The 19,706-nt window shown below is 42.2% G+C and carries 22 protein-coding genes and 2 riboswitches; all 22 genes read right to left on the reverse strand.

Annotated elements, in window-relative coordinates; translation table 11 throughout:
* Positions 1-130 precede the first annotated feature (130 nt).
* The 22 genes from F0342_RS11060 to F0342_RS11165 all read right to left on the reverse strand — a co-directional run bounded on the left by F0342_RS11060 (position 131) and on the right by F0342_RS11165 (position 19,703).
* Positions 131-1,030: a peptidoglycan-binding domain-containing protein gene (locus tag F0342_RS11060; protein WP_149155976.1), complete on the reverse strand. Its 900-nt coding sequence runs from the start codon at positions 1,028-1,030 to the stop codon at positions 131-133.
* Positions 1,031-1,315: 285 nt separating this feature from the next.
* Entirely contained in the window at positions 1,316-1,705 is a 390-nt protein-coding gene (locus F0342_RS11065; RefSeq protein WP_395940680.1) for a cell wall hydrolase, read from the reverse strand.
* A gap of 166 nt (positions 1,706-1,871) precedes the next feature.
* A complete protein-coding gene (locus F0342_RS11070) occupies positions 1,872-3,434 on the reverse strand; it encodes a long-chain-fatty-acid--CoA ligase (RefSeq protein WP_149155978.1) in 1,563 nt (520 codons plus the stop codon).
* A 175-nt stretch (positions 3,435-3,609) separates the two neighbouring features.
* A complete protein-coding gene (locus F0342_RS11075; RefSeq protein WP_149155979.1) occupies positions 3,610-4,914 on the reverse strand; it encodes a nucleobase:cation symporter-2 family protein in 1,305 nt (434 codons plus the stop codon).
* Positions 4,914-5,501, reverse strand: coding sequence for a xanthine phosphoribosyltransferase (locus F0342_RS11080; RefSeq protein WP_149155980.1), 588 nt, complete (start codon positions 5,499-5,501; stop codon positions 4,914-4,916). Before F0342_RS11080 ends, F0342_RS11075 begins: the two co-directional genes overlap by 1 nt.
* Positions 5,502-5,622: 121 nt before the next feature.
* Positions 5,623-5,724, reverse strand: a riboswitch (purine riboswitch).
* Between the two features lie 118 nt (positions 5,725-5,842).
* Positions 5,843-6,394: a precorrin-2 dehydrogenase/sirohydrochlorin ferrochelatase family protein gene (locus tag F0342_RS11085; protein ID WP_149155981.1), complete on the reverse strand. Its 552-nt coding sequence runs from the start codon at positions 6,392-6,394 to the stop codon at positions 5,843-5,845.
* Positions 6,375-7,130, reverse strand: a complete 756-nt coding sequence (locus F0342_RS11090) for a sirohydrochlorin chelatase (protein ID WP_149155982.1) — start codon at positions 7,128-7,130, stop codon at positions 6,375-6,377. The genes F0342_RS11085 and F0342_RS11090 overlap by 20 nt, the downstream gene beginning before the upstream one ends.
* Positions 7,131-7,907, reverse strand: coding sequence for a uroporphyrinogen-III C-methyltransferase (cobA, locus tag F0342_RS11095; protein WP_149155983.1), 777 nt, complete (start codon positions 7,905-7,907; stop codon positions 7,131-7,133).
* A gap of 13 nt (positions 7,908-7,920) precedes the next feature.
* Positions 7,921-8,145: a DUF3906 family protein gene (locus tag F0342_RS11100; protein ID WP_149155984.1), complete on the reverse strand. Its 225-nt coding sequence runs from the start codon at positions 8,143-8,145 to the stop codon at positions 7,921-7,923.
* Positions 8,146-8,158: 13 nt separating this feature from the next.
* On the reverse strand, positions 8,159-9,769 hold the full coding sequence (locus F0342_RS11105; protein ID WP_149155985.1) for a nitrite/sulfite reductase: 1,611 nt from the start codon (positions 9,767-9,769) through the stop codon (positions 8,159-8,161).
* A gap of 11 nt (positions 9,770-9,780) precedes the next feature.
* On the reverse strand, positions 9,781-10,383 hold the full coding sequence (gene cysC / locus F0342_RS11110) for an adenylyl-sulfate kinase (protein ID WP_149155986.1): 603 nt from the start codon (positions 10,381-10,383) through the stop codon (positions 9,781-9,783).
* A 13-nt stretch (positions 10,384-10,396) separates the two neighbouring features.
* The gene (gene sat / locus F0342_RS11115; protein ID WP_149155987.1) at positions 10,397-11,542 is read right to left on the reverse strand and encodes a sulfate adenylyltransferase; all 1,146 of its coding nucleotides are present in this window, start codon (positions 11,540-11,542) and stop codon (positions 10,397-10,399) included.
* A 41-nt stretch (positions 11,543-11,583) separates the two neighbouring features.
* Positions 11,584-12,645 carry a sulfate permease gene (locus F0342_RS11120; RefSeq protein WP_149156090.1) on the reverse strand — a complete coding sequence of 354 codons (1,062 nt, stop codon included), beginning with the start codon at positions 12,643-12,645 and terminating at the stop codon, positions 11,584-11,586.
* 18 nt (positions 12,646-12,663) lie between these two features.
* Positions 12,664-13,362 carry a phosphoadenylyl-sulfate reductase gene (locus F0342_RS11125; protein WP_149155988.1) on the reverse strand — a complete coding sequence of 233 codons (699 nt, stop codon included), beginning with the start codon at positions 13,360-13,362 and terminating at the stop codon, positions 12,664-12,666.
* A gap of 99 nt (positions 13,363-13,461) precedes the next feature.
* Positions 13,462-13,617, reverse strand: coding sequence for a YezD family protein (locus F0342_RS25410; RefSeq protein ID WP_262372569.1), 156 nt, complete (start codon positions 13,615-13,617; stop codon positions 13,462-13,464).
* 84 nt (positions 13,618-13,701) lie between these two features.
* Positions 13,702-13,806, reverse strand: a riboswitch (SAM riboswitch).
* A gap of 164 nt (positions 13,807-13,970) precedes the next feature.
* Positions 13,971-14,372: a MaoC/PaaZ C-terminal domain-containing protein gene (locus tag F0342_RS11135; protein WP_149155989.1), complete on the reverse strand. Its 402-nt coding sequence runs from the start codon at positions 14,370-14,372 to the stop codon at positions 13,971-13,973.
* Positions 14,369-14,818 carry a MaoC family dehydratase N-terminal domain-containing protein gene (locus tag F0342_RS11140; RefSeq protein ID WP_149155990.1) on the reverse strand — a complete coding sequence of 150 codons (450 nt, stop codon included), beginning with the start codon at positions 14,816-14,818 and terminating at the stop codon, positions 14,369-14,371. Before F0342_RS11140 ends, F0342_RS11135 begins: the two co-directional genes overlap by 4 nt.
* A gap of 21 nt (positions 14,819-14,839) precedes the next feature.
* Entirely contained in the window at positions 14,840-15,598 is a 759-nt protein-coding gene (gene fabG / locus F0342_RS11145) for a 3-oxoacyl-ACP reductase FabG (RefSeq protein WP_149155991.1), read from the reverse strand.
* A 21-nt stretch (positions 15,599-15,619) separates the two neighbouring features.
* Entirely contained in the window at positions 15,620-16,795 is a 1,176-nt protein-coding gene (locus tag F0342_RS11150) for an acyl-CoA dehydrogenase family protein (protein WP_149155992.1), read from the reverse strand.
* Between the two features lie 45 nt (positions 16,796-16,840).
* Positions 16,841-17,815, reverse strand: coding sequence for a quinone oxidoreductase family protein (locus F0342_RS11155; RefSeq protein WP_149155993.1), 975 nt, complete (start codon positions 17,813-17,815; stop codon positions 16,841-16,843).
* 11 nt (positions 17,816-17,826) lie between these two features.
* Complete coding sequence (locus F0342_RS11160; protein WP_149155994.1) at positions 17,827-18,603, reverse strand: enoyl-CoA hydratase/isomerase family protein; 777 nt, start codon at positions 18,601-18,603, stop codon at positions 17,827-17,829.
* A 23-nt stretch (positions 18,604-18,626) separates the two neighbouring features.
* Positions 18,627-19,703 carry a phosphotransferase family protein gene (locus tag F0342_RS11165; RefSeq protein ID WP_149155995.1) on the reverse strand — a complete coding sequence of 359 codons (1,077 nt, stop codon included), beginning with the start codon at positions 19,701-19,703 and terminating at the stop codon, positions 18,627-18,629.
* Positions 19,704-19,706: the final 3 nt, after the last annotated feature.

Raw genomic sequence — 19,706 nt, forward strand, 5'->3', positions numbered from 1 at the left:
CAAGTAAAAAGAATGCAATCGATGCGAACTACATTCTTTTAATAAGATTTCACAACCTAAAAATGGCGTCCGATATAATACCAGACGCCATTTTATGGAAAATCATTGAATGATCTCTTGTTTATTCAACCTAGTTACTTTCTTGAGATCCTTTATATTGTTTTGGTTTCTTGATAGGCTCTTTGCTTGGTTCTTTTGTTGGTTCTTTCACTGGTTCCTTGGTTGGTTCTTTGCTTGGTTCTTTCACTGGTTCTTTGCTTGGTTCTTTCGCTGGTTCTTTACTTGGTTCTTTAGCTGGTTCTTCAAATTTTACAGGACCTTCTTTTTCAGGCTTTTGTTCTTCTCCCAAGTCTTCGTCTTTTCCTTGGCCATCACCTGCTCCTTGACCTTCACCTGCTCCTTGACCTTCGCCTGCTCCTTGACCTTCACCTGCTCCTTGACCTTCGCCTGCTCCTTGGCCTTCACCTACTCCTTGGCCTTCGCCTGCTCCTTGACCTTCACCTGCTCCTTGGCCATCACCTGCTCCTTGCCCTTTACCTGCTCCTTGGCCATCACCTGCTCCTTGGCCTTCACCTGCTCCTTGACCTTCGCCTGCTCCTTGGCCTTCACCTGCTCCTTGGCCTTCACCTGCTCCTTGGCCATCACCTGCTCCTTGGCCTTTGTTTTTACCACCACCTGATGGTGATGGGAACTTTAGTTTAGAGTAAGTATAGGTAATTGATTCAAACGTTTTACTATCCACTGCACCTGTTGCTGGGAGGCCATGTTTTTTCTGGAAATATTTCACTCCCTGAACAGTGGTACCATCATACTTCCCATGAATTTTACCTGCGTAGCTCCCTATGGACTTAAGCATTCCCTGAATGACGTAAACATCAGGTCCTTTTGCATCTTTTCCAACAGCATTACTGACTGATGACATGGAAAGTAGCAATATAAGAGCCAGAACAAAAGTACCAACCCCCTTAATGATTTTATCCCCCAGACTCCTTTTTTCTTTGTAAGATTTTTTGGTTAAATACTTTTTCATTTAAGTACACCTTCCTTATGTTGAGAGTTATAGTTACAAATCTTACTATCCCCAAAATATCTCGTATCATGACGCGAATTCCAGACTTTTTTCAATTAACCTTTACCGGCCTTTATGTACTTTTGAAAAGAAATCCTAACCAGCATATTTGTACTTTAATTAAAATTTTCCATCACCATTTTTTTAAATAGGCGATTTGAACAGAGAAAAAAACAAAAAAAAACACTTGAAAAATTCAAATGTTTTTTTGTCCGAGATTTTCAAATCAGTATAAATATATCCTTACTACCCTTGCAAACCTGATTGAAATACAGTTGGACAATCAGTACGAGTAGGCTGATAAAAGCAATGACTTTTAAATCTGCCTGAGTTTGCTTGATTATACCATTTACTTGGACAATTACCAGATGGCTTGAAAAACCACATGCTAAAACTAGCAGGATGTATTCGTCGGCCATTTATTACTTTTCTAGCCATGTCGAGTTCGTTACTTCTTGCCCTTTGATAAAAGTATCCTTTTTGCGTTGCTTCAAATCCTCCAGGGCTTTGGTAGACCATTTGCTTGATACTTCTGATTTTCTTAAAATCCAAACAATCCCCTAATACCCGATTAACACCTACATTACCGACCATCATCATCCCTTGATTTCCTTCACCCTCAGCTTCTGCCCTCATTAATCTGGCAAGAAGTTTAACTTCTTCTTCATTGTGTTTTATTAATGGCACTTTTATCAGCCTCCCTCATATCCTCATATCAATATATGGGTGGTCAGACTGTCCTATACTAGGTGCAGACATCATCATATAATGAAAATAAGGTCCCACAAAGGACCTCATTTCGTTATCGTGTATTTTCTTTCCGGTAAATATTTTCTCGAAGTAAAAACTTTTGAATCTTACCACTTGCATTCCGAGGAAGTTCTTCTACGAATATATATTCACGAGGCCTCTTATAATCGGCCAACAGATCCCCATTTTTCATAAAGAGATCGAGATCTTGCGAAGACAATGAAGGATTTTTGGACACGACAACGGCAATCACCTGTTCTCCCCATTTTTCATGAGGCCGACCGAGTACCGCAACATCTACAATATCTTCATGGGCGTGCAAAGCATCCTCTACTTCACGGGGGTACACATTTTCTCCTCCCGATATCACCAAATCATCCACCCGATCAGCGACGTATAGATACCCGTCCTCATCCATATAGCCTAAATCACTGGAATGATACCAGCCTTTATACAATGCTCTTTCCGTCGCTTCCTTGCGATTGAAATATTCAAGCATTGTACAGGAACCACGAACAATGATTTCCCCGACTTCACCAGGCTTGCAAAGTTCATCCGGTTCAGAAGGGCCGTTTTCATTCGGTTTGACTACACGTATTTCATGATTATAGGCAGCCCTTCCTGCCGAGCCTGTCTTGATTAGCTGCTCATCCTGAAGGAGGAAGGTAACCGCTGGACCCATCTCAGTCTGACCATAGGCTTGTATCAAGTCAATCTTCATTTTCTCATGGAGAGCACTCACAAGGACTGGTGCCATTGGGGCAGCCCCATAAAGACCAACCCGTAAAGATGAAGTATCGTAATCATCCACCCCGTGTTGCAGAAGCATATTCCACATCGTTGGAGCGGCAAAAAAAGAACTGACCTTTTCCCGCTCAATCACTTCCAATACGGTTTGCGGATGAAACTGATGAACGATAATATTCTTCGCTCCCGCTTGAACACGTGGAAGGAAACAGCAATGAAGCTCTGCACAATGAAACATAGGTGCTGTAACTAGCCCTATGTCATTAGGTGTCAGTCCCATAACAGACGTACAAATCAAGCTCTGCTCAGCCATATCCCTATGCCTGTGCAGCACACCCTTTGGTCTTCCGGTTGTCCCGCTCGTATACATAATCGCATATGCGTCCGTTTCTTTTACCGGGATGTCTATTAAGACATTCGAACATTGATTCACAACTTCTTTATAGTTTTGAGAAAAAATAGGGGCATCGTCTCCAACATACCAAAAAAGGGTCTGTCGAAAATCTTGTGAAATCCGCTCAATCGGTAGGGTGAGGGCTTCTTCAAAAATCACTACCTTTGGTTCGGCATCTTCTAAAATGTAGTGTATTTCTTGAGACTTCAATCGGAAATTAATTGGGTTAATCACCGCACCAATCTTTCCACACGCAAAGTACACAGTTGCTAACTCCAGAGTATTAAATAGATACGTCGAAACCCGATCTCCCTTTTTCACACCTGCCTTTAGCAACGCATTGGCTGCACGATGAACTTCATCCTGCCACTGTGCAAATGTTAACCTGGTACCTGTTTTCTCTTCTACAATCGCCTCTTTGTTCCGAAATTTTTCTACCGTTTGATCAAAAATGGATCCTGTGGTTGCGTACATATTTCTCCTCCTTTTAAGTATGGGATATCCCATTACTGTAATATTCCCTAATCAATTATGTTCGAGATTGTTGTACGTATACCCTCCTTTAATATCTGATAATTCAGAAATATATTCATAAAGAAAAACGTCACCTTCTACTTGAGAAAAGGTGACGTTCTTTCTGCAACAATGATTACGAAGCTTTCTGCTCATTCAACACAACATTGAGCTTGCGTTTAGAAAACACGTTAAAAAACATATTCAGTCCAATGGCTGTTATACTTCCAGCAACAATCCCGTTATCCGTCAAGATTCGGATGCTGGATGGCATCTGAGCAAATAATTCCGGAACAGCAGTTACTCCTAATCCCATTCCAACTGAACAGGCGATAATCAATAGATTTTCTTGAGATGCAAAATTCACATGGCTAAGCATCTTAATCCCATAAGCTACCACCATCCCGAACATGGCCACCATCGCCCCGCCTAATACTGAAGCAGGAATCACTGTCGTTAAAGCACCAATCTTTGGTACCAATCCAAGGATCACGAGAAATGCTCCTGTTGCATAAATCACACTGTTGCGCTTCACACCTGAAAGCTGAACCAAACCTACGTTTTGTGAATAAGCGGTGTAAGGGAATGCATTGAATAAACCACCTAGTACGATTGCCAGCCCTTCAGCACGGTAGCCCCTTGATAAATCCTCTTCTGTAATCTCTTTATCGCTGATATCTGCAAGAGCAAAATAAACACCTGTTGATTCCACCAAACTCACCATCGCTACTAAAATCATGGTTAGTATGGCTGTTATTTCAAACGTCGGCATCCCAAAGTAGAAAGGTTTTGCCATATGAAACCAGGATGCATCCCCAACCGCACTAAAATCTACTTTGCCTAAAACAAATGCAACGGCTGTTCCTGCCATCAACCCGAGTAGAATGGAGACAGAGCGAACAAAACCGGTAAAGAACTTATAAAGGATTAAAATAAAAAATAACGTTCCAAAAGCCAGAGACAAATTTTCCAATGATCCGAAATCAGCGCTCCCTTGTCCTCCTGCCATATTGTTCATGGCTACTGGAATCAAGGTAATCCCTATGATCGTTACTACAGAACCAGTCACTACAGGAGGGAAGAAACGAACCAGTTTCCCAAAGTACTTACTGATTACAACAACGAATAATCCTGAAACCAGTATGGAACCGTAGATCGCTGAAATACCATATTGCCCACCAATCGCGATCATTGGCCCTACTGCCGTAAACGTACATCCGAGTACGACCGGAAGTCCTATCCCAAAGAAACGATTCTTCCATACTTGAAGCAAAGTTGCGATCCCGCACATAAAGATATCAATGGAGACCAGATAAGTGAGTTGTTCTCCCGTTAATCCTAATGCTCCTCCTACGATCAGAGGAACAATGACCGCTCCCGCATACATAGCGAGAACGTGCTGAATCCCGAGTGACGCGAGTTTGATAGGCTGATTTTTCATTATACCCGCGCCTCCTCTTGCTTGAATGTCACTTTCCCATTTTCAAGGGATTGGATTTCCGCTAATGATTCAACTCTGAATCCTGTTTCACGAACGAGCTTGCCTCCGTCTTGGAAGGACTTTTCAATAACAATCCCGATTCCGGCAACATGGGCGCCTGCTTGCTTAACTAAATCGATTAATCCCAGGGCCGCTTGTCCATTTGCTAAGAAATCGTCAATTAATAGGACACAATCATTTTCTCCTATGTATTTACTAGAAATAGAGATTGTGTTTTCTTCCTGCTTTGTGTAGGAGTAAACTTTTGATGTAAGAACCCCTTCTGAAAGGGTTAACGATTTGCGCTTACGTGCAAATACAAGCGGAACATTTAATTGAAGAGCAGCCATCACGCCAGGAGCAATTCCGGACGACTCAATGGTTAACACCTTCGTAATTCCCAGATCTTTGAAACGATGTGCAAATTCTTTCCCGATCTCCATCATCAATTCAGGGTCCACTTGATGATTCAGAAATGAATCTACCTTTAATACAGTATCCGAAAGGACGACACCTTCATCTTCAATTTTATTCTTTAATAAATTCATAATCAAACGCTCCTTTACTGTAATAGAACCTGGAAGTCTACAAAAAAACCCAAAGGCTATTGTTCTCTGGCTAGAGTGAGACAATGACCTTTGGGTTAGGCAAAGAGCGTCCGTATTGACGGACAATCCATTGCTCACTCATAGTCGAATCATTTACGGTAATCCGGTAGAAACTCGCGAGCCATATCCCCGCTATTATATGAGTGAAAACGAATATTGATTTGATATTGGATAGTATAACGGGAACTCAGCAGTTTGTAAAGGTTCATTTCTTAACAATATGTGCATTTTATATAAAAATGTTCGTATAATGAGTAAACGGGCATAAAGTTTCATCCACTTTACACCCGTTCAGATAGTTCCTTTAATCGTTTCCTTTTCTCCCCATCAGATAAGTCTGATGCCTTGATTTCTTTTCTCTTTGTGGCAATGAAATCTAGCTTTTCTATATAGGAATCATCAAATGGTTGGAAGATTTGATTGGTAAGCCTTTTTGCTAAGAATGGACTAGCTCCGCCGGTGGAAACGGCAATCGTTAAGTTCCCTTTTTGTCTAAAGGAGACCATCTGCAAATTTCCGCAATCACCGTCATCCACCACACATAATAGTTGATTTTCCTCGGATTGCATTTTCACCTGTTCATTCACCCATCGTTCATTCGTGGCAGCGATGACGATAAAAGCACCTCGTAAATCATCACGTTCCACTTCTCTTTTGATCCATATAATTCTTTTTTCTTCATGTAATGCTTGAATTCCATCAATAGCGTCAGGACTGATGACTGTTATCATCGCTCCCTGCTCTAAAAATACAAAGAGCTTCCTATATGCCACTTTCCCTCCGCCTACAATCGTAACTTGTTTTCCGTTCACATCAATCATGACAGGCAGCATGTAATTCTCCTTTATCGCATAGGGTTTCATTCACGCGGTCCAGAAATGCTTCTTCCACAAGGGGGTCATACCCTAAATAATCACCCAGAATAATATGCTCATTTTTCGTTTGGCTGATCTCCCTTTCAATTCCTTTCATGAGTAAACCGGTAAATAGCAAGTAGGGAATGAAAATGACGTTTCTCTCTGTATTCTTGACAGATTCCAAGGTGTCTGAAAAGCTTGGTGAGGCTGCTGTTAAGTAACAGGTCCTCACATCTGCTAACGGGCTATTTTCATACACAAGTTCAGCTAGGGCCCCTAAATCCTTTGTAACATCAGGGTCTGAACTACCTCTACCTATCAATATGGCAACGGTAGAAGAGTCAATTGAAGCTGCATCGTGTATTTTCTTCATGACACTTTCAGCCATCTTATTGTGAACCCCAATAGGCTTTCCATACTTTACCTTAATCCAAGGATAGGCTTCTTGACATTTTTGAACTTCATCTGGAATGTCTTTTTTTGCATGAACCGCCGTCAAAAGGAGAAGGGGAACGACGGAAACGTGTGAAGCTCCTTTTTCCACGCATGCTTTAAACCCTTCTTCAATGGTAGGTGATGCAAGCTCAAGAAAGCTTATTTCCTGAATATCCGCTTCCACTTGGTTCTGGCATCTTTTAATAAAATCAATGGCTTCTTCACGGGCTTTCACAATACGACTTCCATGACAGACGTATAAGATCGCGCGTCTCACTTAGAGTGCCTCGCTCATGATCGATTTCTTTTCAAAGGCTTCTTCAAACCATTGAATCTTCTCCCGGAAACGGACCACTTCTCCGACGATGATCATACTTGGATTCTCAATTTTTTCTTCTTTCACAATATCGATTATCGTTTCCAGCGTCCCTGTTACAGTCCTTTGTACTTCTGTTGTTCCCCAGTGGACGAGAGCCACAGGAGTATCCTTGCACTTCCCATAATGAATGAGCTTTTCTTTAATGTAAGGGAGATTGCCGACTCCCATATAAATGGCCAGGGTATCGATTCCTTTGGCCAGACTCTCCCACTTTTCATCTTCTTGTTGATTATTTTGTTTATGCCCGGTAACAAAGGCGACACTTGAACTGGCTTCCCGGTGTGTAACGGGAATCCCTGCGTAGGCTGCCGCTGCTATTCCTGAAGTGATACCGGGGACAATTTCAAAGGGAATCCCTTTTTTTGCAAGTGCTTCAGCTTCTTCTCCACCCCTTCCAAACACGAAGGGATCTCCACCTTTTAATCTCACCACTACCTTGCCGCTGGAAGCATATCGCACGAGAAAATGATTGATCGTATCTTGTTTCATTGTATGATAGTTTGGCAGTTTCCCGCAGTATATCAAATCGGCTCCTTTTTTTGCATCGGAGAGAAGCTCTTTATTCACCAGACGGTCATATAATATGACATCTGCCTTTTGTATTGATTTCAATGCTTTTAGTGTGATTAATTCAGGATCTCCAGGACCCGCTCCCACCAAGTAAACTTTCCCCATCCATTATTCCTCCTTAAGATTTGATGATTGTTTCTTGTTCATGCAGAACAAACCCTGCACCATTTCCCCGGATTCTACGTTTCTCGTAAAGAGAGATGTCTATCACATCAGGCTTTTTCAAAAAATACTTCTCAAGTTCAATTTCTACAAGATCAAAGGCTTTCTCATCTGATTCAGCCGCTACTACGACAATCGTGACAAATACGTGAGTAGTGACTTCAAATCGATACAAATTCATCCCATGTGCCTCCTTAAGCTTCCTGAAGTAATTGATCTAACGATTCTTGAAAGGGAGCGGTACCAACCCGGTTGATATAGTCAAAAAAGGCTTCTCCAGGTTCTTTTGTTTGCTTAAAATGAAGGAGGAGTTGCTTTACCACTCCTGTCAAATTGCCAGCCTCCACTTTCCCTTTTAACTTTTCATTCAGCTTTCCACCGTCTTGAAGTGTTCCTCCGACATATATTTCAAATGCTTCGATCATCTTCTTATCTTTCGTTCTCATTTTAATTCCTTGAAGACCGATATCTGCGATTTGTCGTTGACCGCATGAATTAGGGCATCCGACCATGTGGATTCTGACAGGGACATCCAATGAAAGTTCCTGATCCAATTGATTCGCGATTTGTCTCATCCGTTCCTTCGTTTCCACTAAAGCTAGATTACAATATTCGATCCCTGTGCATGATACAGAATACCCGATGAAGGATAGGGGACTTGTTGAAATGCGATCAAAGATTTTCTCAGAAAGCAAAGCATCAACGTGTTCATCTGGTATGTTGGGAATGATGAGATTTTGAGAATTACAGTTTCTCAGTTCTCCATTCCCATATTTCTTGGAAATCCTCGCAAGTTCATATACTTCATCAGAATTTAAGCGTCCAACCGGTACATTCAGCCCCACATAATTGAGTCCTTCCTGTTTCTGTGGATGTACTCCGTAGAAATATCCCGCATTCCACCCTTCCACGGCATCAACTCCCGCAGGTAAAAGTTCAACATACTGTAATAGCGTTTCCTTGAATTTCTCTGGTCCCCAATCGGCCATTAAGAATTTCAACCGGGCCAAATGTCTTTTTTCCCGATAACCGAAGTCGCGAAAAATCGTGGTGACCGCTATCGCAACTTCCTTCACTTGATGAGGAAGGATGAATACATCCAACTCTTGGGCGAGGAATGGTCTTGCGGACAATCCTCCACCAATCTTCAGATGGAAGCCGGCTTCTTCTTTACCGTCTATCTGCTTTTTTGCCGGAACAAAGGAAACACAATTGATTTCAGCATTCGACGCATTATTGATATTTGCGGAGATTGCTACTTTATATTTCCGCGGTAAATTTGAGAAATCTTCGTTGTGCTGAAAGAAATCATATACTTCTTTCACAATGCTCCTTGTATCGAAAAGTTCATCAGGATCGATTCCTGCCAGGGGGTTCCCGACGATATTACGTGTGATATCACCGCATGCACCGGCAGAAGACAATCCAACTTTTTCCAGACGTTTAAAGATGTCGGGAATCTGTTCAATCTTTAACCAGTGAAATTGGATCGCCTGGCGGGTGGTGATGTCATAGACGTCTCTTCCATACTCTTTACAAATGGCAGCAAGTTCCCGTGACTGTTCATAGGTCAAAATGCCCGACGGGACGTTCACTCTCATCATGAAATAGCCGTCTTCCTTTGGTCTTTGTAAATACAAACCTGCCCATTTAAACTTATCCCACTCTTCTTTCGGAATCGAAGAGAAGCCATTTTCCGCATAGTACGGAATATCTTCAAAGATAGACAACCCGTCTTTCTCCAGTTTCCATTGTTCCGTTTTGTTTAATTTCTCATTTGACTCCCAAGATTTTGAATATGCCATGATTTCTCCCCCTATATAAGCTGTTTTTGATTCAATACAGTTAGTAAGTACTCCACGCATTCTTCAATTGAATGTTTCTCTGTATCCAGTACCACTTCCGGTTTTTCAGGTGCCTCATAAGGAGCACTGATTCCTGTGAAATGAGTGATTTCCTCATTCCGAGCTTTTTTGTACAAACCTTTTGGGTCACGTTTTTCACATTCTTCTAATGAACAATGCACATATACTTCGATGAATTCATCTTTCTCCACTAAATTTCGTACGAGAGCACGGTCTTCCCTATATGGTGAAATAAAGGCCGTTAGCACAATTTGTCCGCTATCGATGAAAAGTTTGGACACTTCGCCGATTCTCCTGATATTCTCCTTACGATCTTCTTCCTTGAATCCCAAATCATGATTTAATCCATGACGGACATTATCTCCGTCCAGAACATAGACTTGTTTTCCTTGATGGAAAAGGGAGTGAGACAATGCATTGGCAACACTCGATTTCCCTGAAGCGGATAAACCCGTGAACCATAAAATAAAGCTTTGATGTCTATTTTTTTTTCGTCTCTCTTTTTTCGTTACTGCGGTTTCATGCCATACGATGTTTTCTGTTTTTTCATTCAACCCTGTATCCTCCTTAAGTCGTTTGTCCAGCTTCTTGTTTTAGACCTTTAATTAACACTTCGATCACTTCAGGGCGACTGAATGTTGAAGGGGGAACTTCCCCGTTTCGGAGCATCCCTCTCACTTTTGTCCCTGATAAAATAACGTGATCGGTCTTATCATGAGGACATGTCTTCGTAGTCGCCATCCCTTCGCATCTCTCACAGTAAAAACTATGCTCAAAGCGGAGAGGGATAATACCAATCTCATCTTCACTGAACTGATTAAATATTTTCTGCGCATCATAGGTACCATAATAATCCCCAACACCTGCATGATCTCTCCCGACGATAAAATGCGTGCATCCATAATTTTTCCGTACCAGTGCATGAAAGATGGCTTCCCTTGGACCTGCATACCTCATAGCAGCAGGGAAGACTCCTAAAAACACACGATCTTTAGGGTAATAGTTCTGTAACAGAACTTCATAGCTCTCCATTCTGATGCCGGCTGAAATATCATCCGCCTTTGTTTCGCCTACCAACGGATTTAAGAAGAGTGCATCAACGGTTTCCAATGCCGTTTTTTGAATATATTCATGGGCCCTGTGAACAGGATTTCTCGTTTGGAAACCGACAATCGTTTCCCATCCCTTTTCCTTAAACAACTTTCTGGTTTCACTTGGGTCAAATGTATACTCGGTGAAAGGTTTGGAAAGACGTTTAATAAGGGTGATCTTCCCTCCTACGTACGCATCTCCGCGTTGGAATAATTTCTTGACACCTGGATGATCAACGTCGGTCGTTCCGTATACGAGAAGGGCTTCTTTCTGTTTATCTGGTTCATAAATATCCTCGACCTCAATGAGTCCATAGGTTTCTCCCTTATAAACAAGGCGACTCTTTAAGCCTTTCTTTACGTCTCTTGCTTTTTCTATTCCAATGGGGAGGGTAATCGGGATACTCCACACATTGCCATTTCGCAATCGTAATGTTTCCACCACATGTTGATAATCAACTTCGGTCAAGAAACCATTTATAGGGCTGTAGGCACCTATTCCAATGAGTTCCAAATCACTTAACGCGGTTTCGTCTAAAGGGATCTCATTGAGAATATCCTCATAAGGTTCTTCTGGTAAATATGATTGAACAAGCTTTCCTCCGTGGGGCTGTAAACTCATTATTTATCCTCCTTAACATATTGTTTTAATCGGAATTAAGATTAAATTCCGCCTCCGTCTTCGTGAACGGATCGCCTTTCTTCATTGATCACACGCATAAGGGATAATGCTCCCACAGTAGCGATAATGACGCATATTGGAACCACGATCGAATACAGATCGCTATCAATCACGAGCTTTACTAAAAAATATGAAATACTGAGTGAAATAAGGGGAGAAACCACCCATATTTTGACGATTTTTTTGACAATTTTCTTTTGCAGCATATGTTTGCCGTTCTTCGCCATCCCGAGGCCTATGATAGAGGACGAAGTAACCTGAGTTAGCGGGATCGGTAATCCGTACAGTGAGCTCATCATCACCAGGATCGCTCCCGTAAAGGAAATGAGAATTCCTTCGGCTTTTGAATATTGTGTAATTTTTTTCCCGTTTGTTTCCACTACTTTTTTCCCCAGTAAGACAGCTCCGAGGGCAACGAATAATCCACCCAGCCAAATCCCACGGGAGGGAGACAGTAAACCCGCACCCACTAATGGACCGACGGCGTTGGCTACATTATTCATCCCTGCCGAAAAGGCTTCAAAGAACCCGGCGATAATCAAAAGGTACGCAAGCCATTTTTTTTCAAAATGGAAACCGCGCTTTTCAAGTTTTACTAATCCTGTACCGAATACCCATGTAACTCCGAAGGCAATGACCGGGACGATCACCCAGAATGACATAATCGTTAAGAGTGACTTCACATAAAGAACTTGAAATGCGACTCCAACTCCTACAACCGCTCCGACCGTTACTTCACTTGTAGACAACGGGATTCCAATCACATTTGCCAGAAACAAGGAAATGGTGGCGGATAACAAAATGATAACCACTATTTTGATGGAGAGTACATGCTGAGGGATAATCCCTGAACTTATGGTTTTAACTACTTCCCCACCACCTAAAACCGCCCCGCTCAGCACACCGGCTGCGCATATCCATAATGAAACCCTGATGTTTTTTATGGCTCCTGCACCATACGCAACCCCCATCGATGCTGCCGCTCCACTGGCACCGATGTTCATAGCGAAAAACAAACTTATGATCAGGGCGAATACTTCAATCAAAGAATGTAACCCCTTTTAATGAAGACCGCATTCGGTTTTCCCTTTTCCTTGCCATCTTCCGGAGCGGAGATCATTGATGTCTATGGCTGGAGTTGTACAATGGAAGCATCCGATACTTGGATACCCCTGATCATGAAGTGGATTATAGGATAGGTTATGTTTATGGACATACCTCCAAATCTCCTTCCAAGTCCAGTGAATCAAAGGACAAATCTTAACCGATTGAAACTTGTCATCCTTATTGATGAATTCAACCTGACTTCTTGTCGGTGATTGCTCTCTTCTTAATCCTGAAATCCAGGCATTTCCTTTGGATAAGGTTTCTTTTAAAGGGTTGAGCTTTCGAATTTGACAGCATTGGTTCGCATTTCTCTCCCACAACTTATCTCCATATGTTTCTGCTTGCTCTTGGAGCGTTAAATCAGGCTTTTTCATATAAATGGTGATACCAGGATACTTCTCCTTCACCTTTTCAATCGTTTCGTAGGTTTGCTTGAAATGAACACCTGTATCAAGAAATACTATGGTTGCTTCCGGTTGTACTTTGGTTAAAAGGTCGATTAATACGATCCCTTCTATCCCAAAACTGCATGCATATACGACACTTTCACCGTAATGATCATACGTCCACTCAAGTACGTTTACAGCTCCTTTATATACCGGATCAATTTCAAATTGGACAGATGGTTTATTCCAAGTTTGATAGGTTAACATGATACACCCCTTTCCCGCTCATCCAAACAAAAAGAGGCGATAACAAGATATAGGGATTTCCCTTATCTGTGTTATGCGCCTCTAGTTTGTCTAGTCAGCTTATTTAATTCGCACTTTCTCGTTTTTCTCTAATTGAATGACTTTACCGTCCTGAACCACAATGGTAATTGATCCAAAACTCATCGTCTTCAACATCGAAGTGATTTTCTCGACTACTACATCATACTGTGCCTCTTGATTATTTTCTTTAGTCACATGATTCCCCCAATTTTCATCTTATCCAGAAAATCATGAATGAAAAAACAACCTTCCATTTTGGAAGGTTGTTCAGGTAAGGATACCTTATCTTCCAAAATGACTTCACATTTTGCTGGAATTAGCACCTTACATACGTAGGTTGCTGGGCTTCGCGGGGCCAGATCCCTCCACCACTCTGGATAAGAGTTATTATTTTTAATATTCTAAATAATATCACATTCTGCAGGGAAGTCAACCCGAGTTTTTCTATCGGATTTAAGTCTTTTGACTTATTTTTTCTTTCAGAACATTAATTCTCTTTATTTCTATTCGCTCTATGAAAGCTATAGGACACAATTTCACATGAATGCTCAAAATAGTTGAAACATCAATTTACCCTCGATCACTTTCTTCTGGTCCTGATTGACGGCAAAGACTTTAAAATGTAAGAGATCATCCTGTTTTTCTGATACTTCTGCAAACATTGTAATGACATCGTCCAAAAAAACCATCCCTTTAAAGCGAACGGTGTAATCTTTGATAAATCCTTCTTCATAATGATCACTAAAAAGCTTGGAGACATTGCCCATTGTCCACATGCCATGAGCAATGATTCCTGGAAGCCCCAGTTTATGGGCTTCCTCATCGATCGTATGAATGGGGTTATAATCCCCAGATGCTCCTGCATATTTGATTAAGTCGATTCTCGAGACTGGAGCTAATTCGACAATGGGAATCGTTTCACCTATATTAATGGATGATAGTATAGTCATTTTCCCAACCTCTCTCTGACCGCTTCAGTGATAATGACAATCGCCTCGGAGGTGAAAATCCTTTTCCCTCCTGAGTCTTCACCTATATCTTCGATTACAAGAAAGCCTAGTGTTCCACCCGATCCTTTCCGCTCATAGTAATCTTTTATCTCTGTATAACACTGAATACGTTCCCCAACCTTCAGTGGTCTTACATAGTGAAAAGATTGTTCCCCATGAATTAACCCGATATTCGGTAGATGAAAACCCTCAATTGTTCCATAGTCAAATACTCTGGGAAACGTGGGGGGAGCGATATTCCCCCTGTATTTAGATCGCTTTCCTGCTTCTTCATCCACATAAATGGGATGTAGATCTCCGATGGCTTCGGCAAACTTATGAACCGCTCCTTTTTCTACACAATTTTCTACGGAAGTTGAGCGTTTACCGATATAAGATTGAAACATATCCTTCACCTCTTTCTCCCATTAGGCTTTCGGCCCTCCAGCTACGTAGAGGATTTGTCCATTAACGAATGACGATCTTTCATCCGCAAAAAACGCCACTGCATTCGCTATATCTTCCGGCTGCCCGCTTCTCCCGACAGGAATACCTTGAAGACTTGCTTCCACCAATTCTTCAAAGGTAATTCCGATTCGCATAGCTGTTTCTCTAGTCATATCCGTTTCGATGAATCCGGGGGCTACTGCATTGGTCGTAATACCAAGAGGACCAAGCTCTATAGCCAAAGTTTTCGTTAAGCCTTGAAGACCCGCTTTAGCCGTAGCGTAATTTGCCTGACCCCGGTTACCGAGTGCCGAGGTAGAAGAGATATTAATCATCCGGCCATACCTATTCTTCACCATATAACCTTGCGCTGCTTTCGCTACGTTAAATGCTCCTTTCAAATGCACATCCATGACCGTTTGCCAATCTGTATCAGTCATTTTAAACAACAGGTTATCTCTGATGACTCCTGCATTGTTGACAACAATGTCAACGGACCCGAAAGTTTCAAAGACTTCGTTGACGGCCTCTTCTACTTCTTTGAATTCTACTACATTCGCAATTCTTGTATATATTTCATACTCTCTCAATTCCTCACTGACTTCCAAGAGTGCCTCTTCATTCACGTCAATGATGGCAACCTTTGCCCCTTCTCCTGCAAAGAGCTTGGCAATCGCTTTACCGATCCCCCGGCTCCCGCCTGTTACTAAAGCTACTTTCCCTCTGAATCTTTCACCCATTTACATTACCTCCTTATCCCTTTAAACAAATTGGCCCACTTTCACATGCCCTTTTAATAGATTCCGAGAAATGATCAGTTTTTGAATTTCATCAGTACCATCATAAATACGCCACAATCTTGCTTCACGATACCAGCGTTCAATCGGAAGTTCTCTTGTGTAGCCCATCCCTCCGTGAATTTGAAGGACCCGATCCGCTACCCGATTTCCCATGTTCGATCCGTACAGTTTGGCAATCGATGCAACATGGCGATTATCTTCTCCTTGATCCAGCGTGAATGCTGCATTTAACACAAGCCATCTGGCAGCTTCAATTTCCACGGCAGAATCAGCAATCTGCCATTGAATCGCCTGTCGATCCGCGATTGGCTTTCCAAATGTCTCTCTTTCCTTGGAATAATCAATCGCCATTTGCAGTAAACGTTCTGCTGCGCCTACCGCTTGTGCACCAACAATCCAGCGTGCGAACCCGATCCATTCCAGTCCCAAATTGTAACCACCATCGATTTCACCGAGAATATTTTCTTCAGGTACCCGCACGTCATCAAAAAACAGACTGGCCGGTCCCCATTCCCCCATGGTATGAATGTATTCGGATGTCCAACCCATACTTCGATCGGCTATAAAACAGGTTACTCCTTCCCGACCCGTTCTCCGATGCTTTTCCTTATCGGTCACCGCCATGACCATGACAAAGTCTGCTTCATTTCCGCCAGTAATAAACGTTTTTTCACCATTTAATACCCACTCATTTCCATCCTTCACTGCGGTCATCCGAATGTTTTGAGTATCGGATCCAGCTCCCGGTTCCGTCATGGCAAAGCAGGACTTTTTCTCTCCGTTTATCGTGGGGATCAAATAGTTCTTTTTCTGTTCTTCGTTGGCATAGTATAGGATGTTATCTGCATAACCACCGAAACTGAAAGGCACAAAGGTTTTAGAGATTTCCATATAAACAATGGCCATCATCATTTGCCCGAGATCCGCTCCGCCGTACTCTTCTGGTGTATTGATCCCCCAGAACCCTGCTTCCTTTGCTTTTAACTGCAGCTCGCTCCTTTTTTCCGGGGAAAGACTTGGTTTTCCTTCCCGTTCATTTCTTAGCACTTCATTTTCTAAAGGTATTAGTTCTTTCTCAACAAATTTACGGATGGTTTTTTGGATCATCCTTTGTTCATCTGATAACCGTAAGTTCATCCCGGTTCCCCCCTATAAGATGGATCGTATACTAACTGGTTAGTATTATGGCTGCAGGATTACCTTTCCTACCGTTTTTCTTGCTTGCATGAGTGTATGAACCTTAGCTGCATCTTCTAAAGGAAATACATGTCCAACCGTTACTTTCAATTCCCCGGACGCTACATAATGAAAGATTTCATGAAGGGTTTTCTGGGTCAGTTCAGCATCTCTCATGAGAGGAGGTAGGAAGAACCCGATAACAGACTGATTCTTTGCCATCAAAGAAGAAGGATAAAATCTGCTCTGCTCTCCGCTTGCTACTCCGTAAATCACCATTCTTCCGAAATAGTCAAGACATTTTAACGTTTTATAGAAAACATCACCGCCTGCCATTTCCAATGCCAGGTTTACACCCTTTCCATTTGTGGCTTCCAGAACTTCTGATTCCCAGCCCTCTTGAGTGTAGTTGACTAACACATTCGCTCCCATACCCTCAGCCAGACGTAATTTTTCTTCTGTGCTGGCCGTAGCGATGATCTTACCTGCACCAAATCGTTTTGCCAGTTGGACGGCAAGCAGGCCTACTCCACCAGCCGCTGCATGAATGAGGACGGTTTCTCCCTGCTGCAACCTTCCCAAGGTTTTTAATATGTGATAGGCACTTAATCCTTGAACAGGGATGGCGGCCGCTTCTTTGAAATCCAATCCATATGGGAGGGGGATCAATGAACGCTCATCTGTCAGGGCAAATTCTGCATAGCCTCCGGAATCCAACATGGCTACAACCCGGTCTCCTTTTCTTACTCTCTTCACATCTTCTCCCACTTCAGTGACGATTCCCGCCACTTCAGAACCCGGGATATATGGGAGTGGAGTTTTCACCACATATTGCCCTTCCCGTCTTGCTGTATCAGCATAATTGACTGCAGATGCATGAACATCAATAAGGACTTCTCTCCCCCGAGGCGTCGGAACATTTATATCCACATTTTCTAATACATTAGGGCTTCCAAACTCCCTGAACTGAATGGCTTTCATCCTAATCCCTCCTATTTTCCAGAAAACGATGGTCTTCTTTTGTTTTTAAATGCTGAAACTCCCTCACCATGATCTTCAGTTGTAATCATCAAGGTTTGTGTGATTCGTTCTTGTTCAAGTATCTCATCCAAAGATGAGGTGAATGAACGATCAATCATTTTCTTCATCATTCCATAAGCTTTACTTGGCCCTAAGGCTAACTCTCTAGCCCAATCAGTTGTTTCCTTATCAAGTCTTTCAAAAGGGACAATACGGTTTACCACACCTAAGTTATACATTCTTCCGGCAGCCACAGGTTCTCCTGAAAAGAAGAATTCTTTCGCTAAATGTGGGCCTATGATGCGTGGAAGAAAATACGAACCTCCGCCATCGGAAATAAGACCTACTTTAGAGAAGCTTAAAGCGAATTGACTATCTTCTGAAGCGATAATCAAATCACTGGCCAGGGCTAAATTAAAACCGGCACCTGCTGCAAAGCCGTGTACCGAGGCGATGACCGGTTTATCTATTTCTTTTATTGCTTTAATGCATGTATTTAATATCCCGATGTGTTCATAGACTTCGGTTGAAGTGGCACTCCCCATCGTTTTCACGTCGCCGCCTGCAGAAAAGGCCCTCCCGGCACCGCGAATCACAATGGCTCTGATTTCCTGATTATGCTCTGCCTGCTCTAGTGCTTCAACGATTCCCGTAAGCATGTTCTCATCAAAGGAATTCAAGCTATCCGGTCTATTTAATGTCAATGTCAGTACCCGGTCAGTTGTTTCTAGTAGTAAAGAGGATTTCATCGTTTTCGTTCATCTCCTTGTCTTTATTCCTGGCGATCAAATGCAGCTTGACTTCCCAGGGTGATCAACGATTTCGCAAACCGATCAAATTGAGAAAATCGTGAATCGCTGGTTTGCCCCATCTTAAAGCGGTAATAGATTTGTTGCACAATGACTGCGAGCTTAAAATAAGCAAAAGATAAATAAAAATGAATATTGTTCACGTCTCTACTGCTTTTCCTGGCATATTCTTCGATAAATTGTCTTCTGCTGTAAAAACCGTCCATGATCGTTACTGGAGGCTTCCCAAGACCAAATTTTAATAACTCTGGATCATCATTTTGTATCCAATACCCCATAGCGACACCTAAATCAGCAAGAGGATCACCAACGGTCGCCATCTCCCAGTCAAATAACCCCACCATAGATTTAAGGTCAGAAGAAAACATGGAATTGTTTAATTTAAAATCATAATGAATGATTGTCGATTCAGCATTTCCTGGAACATTCTTTATCAACCAGTGTGTCAGGTGATCCACTTCGCGAATCTCACTTGTTTTGGCACGCTCGTAACGTTTGATCCATCCATATACTTGTCTTTCCATAAAGTGTTCGGGCTTACTGATTTCATGAAGAGTTGTTTTTCTGTGATCAATGGAATGAAGATCGACCAGTTTAGAAACCATTTCCTCCGATATTTTCCTGCAGATATCTGGTGTCACATGGAGGTGAGGGGGAAAGGAAGTATCAAATACTTCACCTTTTATTCGCTCCATGATGAAAAATGGGCTGCCTACGATCCTTTCATCATCAGAGAATACATACGGCTCAGGTGTAACACAGAATAATGGTTGAATTTCTGAAAGAATCCTATATTCTCTTTTCATATCGTGAGCCTTCGGGGCGACAGGTCCTAATGGAGGACGTCTCAGTACACCTTCCCATTCACCCATTTTAAGTAGATACGTAAGATTTGAGTGTCCTGCAGAAAATTGTTTAATAGAGAGCTCTTCATGAAGGAGGTGAGGGAAATGCTCATTCAAAAAGCTTTTTAGATTGGTAGTATTCAGCTCTTCTCCTTCTCGCACCGATACCGTTTCATACCCAGTTTTTTCAGACATCTT

This window comes from Bacillus sp. CH30_1T, from assembly GCF_008364765.1.
Lineage (GTDB): Bacteria > Bacillota > Bacilli > Bacillales > Bacillaceae_B > Rossellomorea.

Bases quoted from the DNA above. Each gene is read 5' to 3' on its own strand.
- F0342_RS11060 (WP_149155976.1), bottom strand. From the start codon at position 1,030: ATGAAAAAGTATTTAACCAAAAAATCTTACAAAGAAAAAAGGAGTCTG.
- F0342_RS11065 (WP_395940680.1), bottom strand. From the start codon at position 1,705: ATGAGGGCAGAAGCTGAGGGTGAAGGAAATCAAGGGATGATGATGGTC.
- F0342_RS11070 (WP_149155978.1), bottom strand. From the start codon at position 3,434: ATGTACGCAACCACAGGATCCATTTTTGATCAAACGGTAGAAAAATTT.
- F0342_RS11075 (WP_149155979.1), bottom strand. From the start codon at position 4,914: ATGAAAAATCAGCCTATCAAACTCGCGTCACTCGGGATTCAGCACGTT.
- F0342_RS11080 (WP_149155980.1), bottom strand. From the start codon at position 5,501: ATGAATTTATTAAAGAATAAAATTGAAGATGAAGGTGTCGTCCTTTCG.
- F0342_RS11085 (WP_149155981.1), bottom strand. From the start codon at position 6,394: ATGCTGCCTGTCATGATTGATGTGAACGGAAAACAAGTTACGATTGTA.
- cobA (WP_149155983.1), bottom strand. From the start codon at position 7,907: ATGGGGAAAGTTTACTTGGTGGGAGCGGGTCCTGGAGATCCTGAATTA.
- F0342_RS11100 (WP_149155984.1), bottom strand. From the start codon at position 8,145: ATGAATTTGTATCGATTTGAAGTCACTACTCACGTATTTGTCACGATT.
- F0342_RS11105 (WP_149155985.1), bottom strand. From the start codon at position 9,769: ATGGCATATTCAAAATCTTGGGAGTCAAATGAGAAATTAAACAAAACG.
- sat (WP_149155987.1), bottom strand. From the start codon at position 11,542: ATGAGTTTACAGCCCCACGGAGGAAAGCTTGTTCAATCATATTTACCA.
- F0342_RS11125 (WP_149155988.1), bottom strand. From the start codon at position 13,362: ATGTTAACCTATCAAACTTGGAATAAACCATCTGTCCAATTTGAAATT.
- F0342_RS11135 (WP_149155989.1), bottom strand. From the start codon at position 14,372: ATGACTATACTATCATCCATTAATATAGGTGAAACGATTCCCATTGTC.
- F0342_RS11140 (WP_149155990.1), bottom strand. From the start codon at position 14,818: ATGTTTCAATCTTATATCGGTAAACGCTCAACTTCCGTAGAAAATTGT.
- fabG (WP_149155991.1), bottom strand. From the start codon at position 15,598: ATGGGTGAAAGATTCAGAGGGAAAGTAGCTTTAGTAACAGGCGGGAGC.
- F0342_RS11150 (WP_149155992.1), bottom strand. From the start codon at position 16,795: ATGAACTTACGGTTATCAGATGAACAAAGGATGATCCAAAAAACCATC.
- F0342_RS11155 (WP_149155993.1), bottom strand. From the start codon at position 17,815: ATGAAAGCCATTCAGTTCAGGGAGTTTGGAAGCCCTAATGTATTAGAA.
- F0342_RS11160 (WP_149155994.1), bottom strand. From the start codon at position 18,603: ATGAAATCCTCTTTACTACTAGAAACAACTGACCGGGTACTGACATTG.
- F0342_RS11165 (WP_149155995.1), bottom strand. From the start codon at position 19,703: ATGTCTGAAAAAACTGGGTATGAAACGGTATCGGTGCGAGAAGGAGAA.